The following is a 10878-nucleotide window of genomic DNA, read 5'->3' as shown; positions in this document are numbered from 1 at the left end:
GCCCGACTCGCGGGCGGCGCGGCGGCGGGTGGCCACGTCGAACAACACGCGGCCGTCCACGTCGTCGGGCATGAACCGGGGCGGGCGCGCGGTGCACCACAGGGTGTCGGCCGCGACCGTGGAGACCTCGGCGAGGATCTGGGCGGCCGAGTTGCCGCCGCCCACGACCACCACCCGTCGCCCGCGGAACGGCTCCGGGGTGCGGTAGTCGACGGTGTGCCACTGCGTGCCCGTGAACTCCCCGCGCCCGGGGACGTCCGGCACGAACGGCGTGTCCCAGGTGCCGGTGGCGCTGACGACCCCGCGTGCGTGCCAGGTGCCCCGGTCCGACTCCACCGCCAGTCCGTCCCCATTCTTCCGCACGGCGCGGACCCGGACGGGCCGGTGGACGGGCAGGTCGTAGCGCCGCTCGTAGCGGGTGAGGTAGTCGACGACGTGGTCGGCGGTGGGGTAGGGCTCGCCGTCCTGCCGGGGCATCCACCAGCCGGGCAGCGGGCTGTGCTCGGCGGGGGAGAACAGGCGCAGCGACTCCCAGGCGTGCCGCCAGGCACCGCCCGGGGCCGCGGCGGCGTCCAGGACGACGAAGCCCAGCCCGGTGCGACGCAGGAAGTAGCCCGCGGCCAGGCCGGCCTGCCCGCCGCCGATCACGACCACGTCGGTGCTGCCGGTCATCGCGTCCTTTCTTTCGCCGTGTCCGTGTCCTGCCCGCGCGTTGCAAGACGCCGACGCGGATATGCAGGCCAGCGCCTTGCGCACCCGAGTTCTGCAAGTTTTCTGCAAGTTTCTTGACTCGGCCGTGTCCGGTCCGCTGTCATACCCGCACCACCGGTGGCCCTTCCCAGTACACGAACACGAAAGGTTCGAGGATGTTCCCACGTGTCCTGGTCGCGGTCGCCCTGGTGGCCGCGCTGTTGACGGTTCCGTCACCCGGCGGACCACCCCCGGCCGCGGCGGCGCCGTCCGGGGAACGCGACGTGATCGCGCAGATGTTCCAGTGGAACTGGGACAGCGTCGGCCGCGAGTGCCGCGACACGCTCGGCCCCGCCGGGTACGGGGCGGTGCAGGTGTCCCCGCCGTCCGAGCACGTCGTCCTCGACGGCGAGGGGCACCCGTGGTGGCAGGACTACCAGCCGGTGTCCTACGACCTCGACGACACCCGGCGCGGCGACCGCGCCGCGTTCGCCGCCATGGTCGCCGACTGCCACGCCGCCGGGGTGAAGGTCTACGCGGACGTGGTGTTCAACCACATGACCGGCCAGGAGGAGTGCGGCACCGGCAGCGGCGGCTCGTCCTACTGCCACTACGAATACCCCGACGCCGGGTACGGCTACGGCGACTTCCACCACTGCGGCCGCAACGGCGACGACGACATCGCCGACTACCACGACCGCTACGAGGTGCAGAACTGCGAACTGCTCAACCTCGCCGACCTGGACACCGGCGCCCCGTACGTCCGGGACCGGATCGGGGGCTACCTCAACGACCTGCTCTCGCTGGGGGTCGACGGGTTCCGCGTCGACGCGGCCAAGCACATGGCCGCCGGCGACGTCGCGGCCGTGCTGGACCGGCTGAACGGCCCCGCCTACATCTACCAGGAGGTGCTGCACGGCGCGGGCGAGCCGGTCACCCCGGACGAGTACCTCGGCAACGGCGATGTCTACGACGAACGCTACGCCCGCGACCTCGCCCGGATCTTCGACTCCGAGCGGTTGGCCTACCTGCGCGACTTCGGCACCGCCGTGCCGTCGGACCAGGTGATCGCCGGGGTGGACAACCACGACAGCCAGCGCGGCGGCTCCACCCTGACCTTCCGCGACGGTGCGCGATTCTCCCTGGCGAACGCGTTCATGCTGGCCTGGCCGGTCGGCACGCCGCGGGTGATGAGCAGTTACGGCTTCACCGACTTCGACCAGGGTCCGCCGTCCGACGCTACCGGGAAGACCCTCGACGCGGACTGCTCCTCGGCGGCCTGGCAGTGCGAGCACGCCTGGCAGCCGATCCGCAACATGGTCGGCTTCCACAACGAGGTCGGCGACGCGCCGGTGACGCGGTGGTGGGACAACGGCGGCGACACCATCGCCTTCGGCCGGGGAGACAGCGGCTACGTGGTGCTCAACGACCGGGCCGGGCCGGTCGACGGCCGGTGGTTCGCCACCGACCTGCCGCAGGGCACCTACTGCGACGTGCTGCACGGTGACCCGGTCGACGGTGGCTGCGCCGGGCCGACGTACCAGGTCAACGCGGACGGCTGGTTCCGGGCCGACATCGGCGCACACGACGGCGTCGCCCTGCACACCGGGGCGCGGGTGACCGGCTGAGCGAGCCGTTCGCCGGGAGTGGACCGGCGGCGTGGAGCCCACCGCCCGCCCTGGGTAGGTGCTCCACGCCGCCGACCGCGCGGGTGCGGCCTACCGGGAGCAACACGGGCGTTGCCCGAACAGTGGCTTGTCCGGTGGGGGCCGGTGGCTGTTGGGTGTCTTCTGCCGCGGACGCGACCGTCCGCGGCAGAAGACGACCGGAGGTCACATGAGAGCGACACTCGCGACCACGGCGACCGTGGTGTTGGCGGCATCCATCCTCGGTGCGCCGACCGCCGCGGCGCACGAACAGTCCTTCGACGCCGTCTCGCCGCCGACGATGGAACAGCGGCAGGCCGAACTCGACTCCGCGCCCGACGGGCAGGCGAAGTGCGTCAACGGCACGGCGGCCGACACCTACGCCTGTGACAACGTCGAGATGGTGGACCACCTCTGGCTCGAGGACCTCGGGCTGAGCTTCGCCAACGACATGTGGGGCTGGACCGACCCGGAGACCCACCGCGACTACGCCATCATCGGCGGGGGCGAGGGCACCGTGTTCGTCGACATCAGCGACCCGGGCGAGGCGAGCGTGGTGGGGATGCTGCCCCGGCACGTCCCCACATCGGAGCGCACCTCGTGGCGGGACATCAAGGTGTTCGACGACCACGCCTTCGTGGTCTCCGAACAGATCCCGCACGGCATGCAGGTGTTCGACCTGACCCGGCTGCGGGACGAGCGCGGCACGTTCGACGCCGACGCGCACTACGCCGGGTTCGGCAACGCGCACAACCTGGCCATCAACACCGACACCGGCTACGCCTACGCGGTCGGCACCTCGACCTGCGGCGGCGGGCTGCACATGGTCGACATCTCCGACCCGACCTCACCCGGCTTCGCGGGCTGCTTCGCCGGGCACGGCTACATCCACGACACCCAGTGTGTTACCTACCACGGCCCGGACGCCGACTACGCCGGCCGGGAGATCTGCGTCAACTCCAACGCCGCCGAGGACGGCAATTACGTGTCCGTGGTGGACGTGACGGACAAGGCCGCGCCGACCGTGCTGGCACGGATGTCCTACGACGGGGACGCCTACAGCCACCAGGGTTGGTTCACCCCGGACCAGCGGCACTTCCTGCACGGTGACGAGCTGGACGAGGTATACCGCGGCAACGACACACGCACCCGGATCTGGGACATGACCGACCTGGACGCCCCCCGGCACACCGGGTCGTTCGACAACGACACCACCTCGATCGACCACAACATCTACACCGAGCGGCAACTCGCGTTCGCCTCGAACTACACCTCGGGGCTGCGCGTCTACCACACCGGCAAGGTGGACGAGGGCGAGCTGAAGGAGGTCGGCCACTTCGACCTGTACCCGGAGAACGACAACGCCTCCTTCGAGGGCGGCACCTGGAGCAACTACCCGTACTTCAAGCGGGACGTCGTCGGGGTCTCCAGCATGGACCGCGGCCTGTTCGTGCTGCGGGTGACCGACTGACCGGACAGGCGGACCGGAGACGGTGCCGGTGAGACCGGAGCCGGGGACCGTGTGGGCAGGGTCCCCGGCTCCGGCATGTCGTGCGGCGAAAGCCGTGTCGGACCGGCGACTCAGGACGTGGGTTCCGCACTCCGCGTCGGAGCGGACCCGGTGACGCCGAGGTCGACGCCCTTCGTCTCGCGCACCGCCGTCACCGCGGCGAACGAGATCACCGACAGCAGCATGATGTAGACGCCGATGGAGCCGGACCAGCCGGTCTTCTGCATCAGCAGTTCCGCGAGGGTCGGTGCGAAGGCACCGCCGAGGATCGCACCGAACGCGTAGCCGATGGACACCCCCGAGTACCGCACCGGGGCGGGGAACATCTCCGCGTACAGCGCCGACATCGGGCCGTAGGACAGGCCGAGGCCGAGGGTGAGCACGAGGATCGCCCCGCCGAACGCCACGATGTGCCCGGTGTCGAGCAGCAGGAACAGCGGCAGCATCCACACGAACACGAACGCGTAGCCGATCTGGAACGTGCGCACCCGGCCGATCCGGTCGGACAGTGCGCCCCCGTAGAGGGTGGAGGCCAGCCACCCGACGGCGGCCAGCACGGTCGCCACCAGCACCGACGACCGCGCCAGGTCGAGTGTCTCGATGCCGTAGGAGAGGAAGTAGGCGATGACGAGGTAGCCCGCCGCGTTGTTCGCCACGAAGATCAGCGCGGTGAGCAGCACCTGCACGGGGTTGCGCCGCAGCAGGTCCCGCAGGGGCGCCGACGACGCCTTCCGGCGGCGCAGCATCTCCCGGAACACCGGGCTCTCCTCGACCGCCCGCCGGATGAGGTAGCCGAGCAGGACGAGCACGGCGGAGAACAGGAACGGGATCCGCCAGCCCCACGTATTGAACTGCTCCGTCGTGGTCACCGTCGTCAGCAACCAGAGCACGCCCGTGGCGAGGATCAGCCCGATCGGCACGCCGATCTGCGGGTAGGCGCCGAACAGGCCCCGCCGGGTCACCGGGGCGTGCTCCACCGACATCAGTGCCGCGCCGCCCCACTCACCGCCGGCCGAAAAGCCCTGCACGACCCGCAGCAGGATCAGCACGAGCGGCGCGGCCACCCCGATGTCGCCGTAGGTGGGCAGCAGCCCGATGAGCGTCGTGGCGGCACCCATCGTCACCAGGGTGAACACCAGCATCTTCTTCCGGCCGAGCCGGTCGCCGAACCGGCCCGCGACGACCGCCCCGAGTGGACGGAACAGGAAGCTGATGCCGATCGTGGCCAGCGAGATCAGGTCGGCCAGGCCGGGTGCGTCGGCACTGAGCGGGGAGAAGAACAGGGGAGCGAACACCAGGCTCGCGGCCTGGGCGTAGATGAAGAAGTCGTACCACTCGATCGAGGTTCCGGCGAGGGTACTCGCGAGCACTTTGCGTTCCTCGGTGGACAGGCGCCGCCGGGGTGCGGCGGTGTGAGGCTCGGACATCGCGACTCCGTTGTCGGTCGGCACGCCGCGGTGGCGGCGTGGGTGGTCCGTGACGCGGTGATCCTAGGTCGGTGGGGGCCCCGACGTCAGGCGTCGTGCGAGAGTGCCGAGCGTCGCGAATGCGACGATCGTTCTTCCGGTGCTCGGTCCGCGTCCGCCGTCTGCTGGCCGGTCCCGACTTTCGGCGGTTGTCGGTGTGTGGTCCGCACCACCAGCCTGATCCCATGGGGAAGATACGCAGAGTGTTCGTCGGACTCGCGGGAGTGGCCCTGCTGGGTGCCACCGCCGTGCCGGCGAGCGCCTCCGACACCGACCGTGGAATCTACGAGGTGGACGGCACCGACGCCGCCCAGCGCACCCAGCTGGTCCGCGCCGGGGTGGACGTGCTCGGCGTGGCCGACGGCACGGTCACCCTGGTCGCCACCTCCGAACAGGCACGTGGGCTGCGGGCCGACGGGATCGACCTCGACCGCACCGGGGACTTCGACCGGGCGCTCGCGGACCGCAACCCGGATACGGACCTGCGCGCGGCCGCCGACGAGTTCCCGGCCGGGGACGAGGACTACCACACCTACACCGAACTGACCGACACGCTCACCACCGCCGAGGCCGAGCACGGTGACATCGCGAGCCTGTCCAGCGTCGGTGAGTCCTACGAGGGGCGCGCGCTGCACCTGATGAAGATCAGCGACAACGTGGCCGTCGACGAGGACGAACCCGAGGTGCTGTTCACCTGCAACCAGCACGCCCGGGAGCACCTGACCACCGAGATGTGCCTGCACATCGTGGAGCGGTTCACCGACGACTACGGCAGCGACCCGGCGGTCACCGAGCTGGTGAACACCCGGGAGATCCTGGTCGTGCCGACCATGAACCCGGACGGGGCCGAGTACGACATCTCCGGCGGGCAGTACCAGGGCTGGCGCAAGAACCGGCAGGGCTGGGACGGCACCGACCTCAACCGCAACTGGGGCTACGAGTGGGGCTGCTGCGGCGGTTCCAGCGGCTGGCAGTTCAGCGACACCTACCGCGGGTCGTCGCCGTTCTCCGCGCCGGAGACGGCGGCCGTGGCCGACTTCGTCGAGTCCCGGATCGTCGGCGGTGAGCAGCAGATCACGGCACACCTCGATTTCCACAGCTACTCCGAGCTGGTGCTGTGGCCGTACGGCTACACCTACGACGACACGGCCGAGGGCATGACCCGCGAGGAGGCCGAACGGTTCGCCGACGTCGGCACCCGCATGGCCGCCACCAACGGCTACACCCCGCAGCAGTCGAGCGACCTCTACATCACCGACGGTGGCATCAACGACTGGATGTGGGGCGAGCACGACATCTTCAGCTTCACCTTCGAGATGTATCCGGCGAGTGGCGGTGGGATGGACGGCTTCTACCCGCCGGACGAGGTGATCGACCGCGAGACCACCCGCAACGACGACGCCGTGGACATTCTTCTCAACGAAGCGGGCATCTGACGGTTCAGAACAGGTGTGAAGGCGTCTTGAGTGATCGCCTCGTGGCACGGCGTCGGCCCCGGCCCGGTGGGCCGGGGCCTTCCCGTGTATTCGTCTCAGCGTGCCGGCCTCCGGCCGGGTTTCCCTCGAACCCGTCACCGCAGGCCCACCCGGGGAGGACGCCCTGACGCCGCCCACCCGAACATCCGCTACGATCCCACATCTAGTGGTTTGAGCCACCTCTCAAACCCACTTGTTGTAGGGATAGGAGTTCAGTGCAGGTCACCGTCGCCGAGAAGCACGTTCCGGGCGTGCCCCGCCGTCTGCCCCGCGTGCGCAGCGGTTACCGGGTCGACGTGGAGATCAGCGGTACCGAGTTCGGTTTCACCATCACCGTCGATGACCACGGACGACTCGGTGCGGTCGATATCGACCATTCCAAACACGGCACTTTCGCCCACGGCCTCACCACCGCACTCGCCGAACTCGTGTCGACCGCCCTGGCGCACGGCATGACCGTCGACGAATTCGTGCACAGGTTCCTGCACACCCGATTCGAACCGCTCGGCATCACCACCGGCGACCCCGACATCGACTGGGCCTCCAGCCCGATGGACTACCTCGCCCGCCGCCTCGCACTCGACTTCCTGCCGCAGTGGCGTCAGGTCGAGCTCGGCCTCACCCACCCGGACACCGCGGCACCGACCTGGTGATCGAAATTCACCTCTCGCCGAGACCGCGGGCGAGCTCGACGTCGATCTCCTCCGCGGTCAACGGCCTCTCGCTCCGGTGGCCCCCGATGCGTGGCCGGATTCGCGGTGGCTCCTGCCCGTGCGCGGGGCGCACCACGACGATGGTCCCGCCGTGCTCGGTGATTTCCAGGTCCTTGCCCGCTCGGACCTGTGCCAGGCAATGACGGGTGTTCCGGCTGAGCTCACCGACACTGACGGACCACATACCGAACAGGGTGCCATGGATACGCCTCCCTCCGGACCGGATGAGGCGTGCCGACGGTTTGGGCGGGCACCGGTTCACCGGAGTCGGTGACCGGGTGGTGGGGCTGCGGGGATACCGTGGGTGACGGCCACGCACGGCGTGGCGATCCACGGTGTTTTCGTCGTAATCAGGGGAGGTTGTGCGTGTCCGCGCAGACCGAAACGCGCGAGTTTCAGGCCGAGGCACGTCAGCTGCTGGAGCTGATGGTGAACTCGATCTACTCGAACAAGGACATCTTCCTGCGGGAGCTCATCTCGAACGCCTCCGACGCCCTGGACAAGGTCCGGCTGGAGGCCTTCCGGGACAAGAGCCTCGACGTCGACACCGACGACCTGCACATCGCCCTGGAGACCGACCCCGAGCGGCGCACCCTCACGGTCCGCGACAACGGCATCGGCATGTCCCGCGACGAGGTCGTCGAGCTGATCGGCACGATCGCGAAGTCGGGCACCGGCGAGATGATCCGCAAGCTGCGTGAAGCGGAGGACAGCGCGGCGGCGAACGAACTGATCGGGCAGTTCGGCGTCGGCTTCTACTCCAGCTTCATGGTGGCCGACAAGGTCACCCTGCTCACCCGCAAGGCCGGGGAGACCGAGGGCACGCACTGGGAGTCCGACGGCTCCGGCACCTACACCCTCGACACGGTGCCGCAGGCGCCGCAGGGCACGGCGGTCACCCTGCACCTCAAGCCCGCCGACGACGAGGACAAGCTGCACGACTACACCTCCGAGCACACGCTGGGGGAGATCGTGCGGCGCTACTCCGACTTCGTCACCTGGCCGATCCAAATGCGCGTGGAGCGCACGAGCGAGGAGGACGGCGGCACCACGCGCCAGTGGGAGACGATCAACTCGCGCAAGGCGTTGTGGACCAAGTCCAGGGACGAGGCCACCGACGAGGAGTACGCCGAGTTCTACAAGCACATCAGCCACGACTTCCTCGACCCGCTGCGGACCATCCCGGTCAAGGCCGAGGGCACCTTCGAGTACCAGGCGTTGCTGTTCCTGCCCGCCCGAGCGCCGATGGACCTGCACATGCGCGACGCCAAGCGCGGGGTGCAGCTCTACGTCAAGCGCGTGTTCATCATGGACAACTGCGACGCGCTGATGCCCGACTACCTGCGGTTCGTCAAGGGCGTGGTGGACGCGCAGGACCTCTCGCTCAACGTCTCCCGCGAGATCCTGCAGCAGGACCGCCAGATCGGGATGATGCGGCGCCGCCTGGTGAAGCGGGTGCTGTCCTCGGTGAAGGCCATGATGGACGAGGACCGGGGGAGCTACGACACGTTCTGGGGCGAGTTCGGCCGCGTGGTCAAGGAGGGCCTGGTCGAGGACCCGGACAACCAGGAGGCGATCCTGGACATCGCCTCGTTCGCCTCCACCCACGACGCCGAGGCGCTCACCACCCTGCGCTCCTACGTCGACCGGATGGGCGAGGACCAGGAGCACATCTACTACCTCACCGGCGCCTCCCGGCAGGTCATCGAGAACTCCCCGCACATGGAGGCGTTCCGGGACAAGGGCATCGAGGTGCTGATCCTCGACGACCCGATCGACGAGTTCTGGGTCGACCGCGTCGGCGAGTACGCGGGCAAGACCTTCCAGAGCATCGCCAAGGGTCAGGTCGACCTCGGTGAGGACGCCGAGGACTCCGACGACGGCGAGGACAAGGCCAAGGCCACCGATGCCGAGGGCAACGATTTCGCCACGCTGTGCGAGTGGATGGGCGACAAGCTCTCCGACCACGTCAAGCAGGTGCGGCTCTCCAGCAGGCTCACCACCTCCCCGGCCTGCCTGGTGGGCGAGACCTACGACATCACCCCGGCGCTGGCGAAGCTGTACCAGCAGGCGGGCCAGGAGCTCCCGGTGAGCAAGCGCATCCTGGAGCTGAACCCGGCGCACCCGCTGGTGGCCCGGCTGCGCGCCGCGCACGAGCAGAACGCCGCCGACTCCGACGACGCGAAGCTCGTCGGCACCGCGGAGCTGCTGCACGGCATGGCCCTGCTGGCCGAGGGCGGCGAGCTCGCCGACCCGCAGCGGTTCAACAGCCTGCTCGCCGACACCCTGGCCGACACGCTGTGAAGGACCGGGAGCCGGCCGGCGCGCACGGGGCGCGCCGGCCGGCCGATCCGGCTCCACTCGGTACGCTTCCGGACCTCGACGTGGACACGGCCACGATCGTCGACGATCTGGAGGCGGAACGGGCCGCCTTGTGAGCGTGTCGACGGATCCCGTCTCCGGATCGGTCAGGGGATGCGGAAGCCCCGGAACGTGACCGGTGTGCGTGTGGTGAAGCCGAGTCGGCGGTAGAGGGCGATCGCGCCGGTGTTCGTCTCGGCCGCGTGCAGGAAGGGGTGGTCGCCGCGTGCGGTGATGCGGGCGACGAGCGCCCCGATCAGGCGGGCGGCGTGGCCGCGTCCGCGTGCCTCGGGGGCGGTGCAGACGGCGCTGATCTCGGTCCAGCCCGGCGGGCGGAGTCGTTCGCCCGCCATCGCCACCAGCGAGCCGTGGTCCCGGACGCCGAGATAGGTGCCGAGTTCGTGGGTGCGCGGCCGGAAGGGGCCCGGTCGGGTCCGGGTGACGAGGTCGAGCATCTCGGGGACGTCGTCGGCGCCGAGCTCGACGACACCGCTGTCGGCCATACCGCTGTCGGCCTCGGACGCGGACGGTTCGGCCGGGCCGGTGTCGTCGGGCAGGATCATCTGGCGGCCCTCGAGGCTGAAGACCGGTTCCCAGTCCGGGGGCGGGGTCGCCGGGTGGCTGAACAGGTCGGCGAGCTCGCCCCGGCCGAGCAGCCGGGCGAGCTCGGCCCAGTCGTCCGGCTTCGGTTCGGTGGGGAGTGTCGCGAACGTCGCGACGTCCGGCAGGTAGGTGGCGGCCTGTCCGAGCCGGCGGGCGAGGTGTGCGTGGTGACCGCGCAGAGATCCGCCCACCGGGTCGTCGAGTGCGGCGGTGTCGCGGTTCACCATGGTGCGTGTTCCTCCCGGGGGTTCGGTGCGGTCGCTGTCGCGCACGTGCCGCGGCGGTGCGGCCCGTCGGGGTGTCGGGTGACCCGGAAGCGGGTAGGCGGCCGGTCGTGCGGATCCTGACGGTCGGCCACGGTACCGCGAGCGGCGACGAGCTGGTCCGGCTGCTCCGCGGGGCGGGCGTGCGGCG

General features: G+C 69.9%; 10 protein-coding genes. 6 read left to right on the top strand and 4 right to left on the bottom strand.

Going from position 1 to position 10878, the window contains the following annotated elements:
• The coding region (locus SACPADRAFT_RS30240; protein WP_007025013.1) for an NAD(P)-binding domain-containing protein at nt 1–672 on the bottom strand (672 nt) is incomplete at its 3' end.
• Between the two features lie 194 nt (nt 673–866).
• Here SACPADRAFT_RS30240 and SACPADRAFT_RS0203430 point away from each other — a divergent pair.
• Nucleotides 867–2318 (top strand): alpha-amylase, encoded by a 1452-nt coding sequence (locus SACPADRAFT_RS0203430; protein ID WP_007025012.1) that lies wholly within the window; start codon nt 867–869, stop codon nt 2316–2318.
• A gap of 208 nt (nt 2319–2526) precedes the next feature.
• Complete coding sequence (locus tag SACPADRAFT_RS0203425; protein WP_007025011.1) at nt 2527–3807, top strand: choice-of-anchor B family protein; 1281 nt, start codon at nt 2527–2529, stop codon at nt 3805–3807.
• A 110-nt stretch (nt 3808–3917) separates the two neighbouring features.
• Here the strand turns inward: SACPADRAFT_RS0203425 and SACPADRAFT_RS0203420 are convergent, their stop codons facing one another.
• Nucleotides 3918–5273: an MFS transporter gene (locus SACPADRAFT_RS0203420; RefSeq protein WP_007025010.1), complete on the bottom strand. Its 1356-nt coding sequence runs from the start codon at nt 5271–5273 to the stop codon at nt 3918–3920.
• 224 nt (nt 5274–5497) lie between these two features.
• On the opposite strand from SACPADRAFT_RS0203420, the gene SACPADRAFT_RS0203415 reads away from it, so the two are divergent.
• Together SACPADRAFT_RS0203415 and SACPADRAFT_RS0203410 are read left to right on the top strand one after the other, a co-directional pair.
• Complete coding sequence (locus SACPADRAFT_RS0203415; protein ID WP_007025009.1) at nt 5498–6748, top strand: M14 family metallopeptidase; 1251 nt, start codon at nt 5498–5500, stop codon at nt 6746–6748.
• Nucleotides 6749–7002: 254 nt separating this feature from the next.
• Nucleotides 7003–7440 carry a TSCPD domain-containing protein gene (locus tag SACPADRAFT_RS0203410; RefSeq protein WP_007025008.1) on the top strand — a complete coding sequence of 146 codons (438 nt, stop codon included), beginning with the start codon at nt 7003–7005 and terminating at the stop codon, nt 7438–7440.
• 7 nt (nt 7441–7447) lie between these two features.
• Here SACPADRAFT_RS0203410 and SACPADRAFT_RS0203405 read toward each other — a convergent pair whose 3' ends face one another.
• The gene (locus SACPADRAFT_RS0203405) at nt 7448–7684 is read right to left on the bottom strand and encodes a type II toxin-antitoxin system Phd/YefM family antitoxin (RefSeq protein ID WP_007025007.1); all 237 of its coding nucleotides are present in this window, start codon (nt 7682–7684) and stop codon (nt 7448–7450) included.
• Between the two features lie 182 nt (nt 7685–7866).
• Between SACPADRAFT_RS0203405 and htpG the strand changes: the two genes are divergently transcribed.
• Together htpG and SACPADRAFT_RS31165 are read left to right on the top strand one after the other, a co-directional pair.
• A complete protein-coding gene (gene htpG / locus SACPADRAFT_RS0203400) occupies nt 7867–9804 on the top strand; it encodes a molecular chaperone HtpG (RefSeq protein WP_007025006.1) in 1938 nt (645 codons plus the stop codon).
• Nucleotides 9801–9938 carry a hypothetical protein gene (locus tag SACPADRAFT_RS31165; RefSeq protein ID WP_007025005.1) on the top strand — a complete coding sequence of 46 codons (138 nt, stop codon included), beginning with the start codon at nt 9801–9803 and terminating at the stop codon, nt 9936–9938. Before htpG ends, SACPADRAFT_RS31165 begins: the two co-directional genes overlap by 4 nt.
• A gap of 30 nt (nt 9939–9968) precedes the next feature.
• Here the strand turns inward: SACPADRAFT_RS31165 and SACPADRAFT_RS0203390 are convergent, their stop codons facing one another.
• The gene (locus SACPADRAFT_RS0203390) at nt 9969–10691 is read right to left on the bottom strand and encodes a GNAT family N-acetyltransferase (protein WP_007025004.1); all 723 of its coding nucleotides are present in this window, start codon (nt 10689–10691) and stop codon (nt 9969–9971) included.
• Nucleotides 10692–10878 lie beyond the last annotated feature (187 nt).

The organism is Saccharomonospora iraqiensis subsp. paurometabolica YIM 90007 (genome assembly GCF_000231035.2).
In the GTDB taxonomy this organism is placed as follows: domain Bacteria; phylum Actinomycetota; class Actinomycetes; order Mycobacteriales; family Pseudonocardiaceae; genus Saccharomonospora; species Saccharomonospora paurometabolica.
The sequence above is the reverse complement of the archived record's forward strand: the minus strand, read 5'-3'. Positions and strand labels throughout refer to the sequence as shown.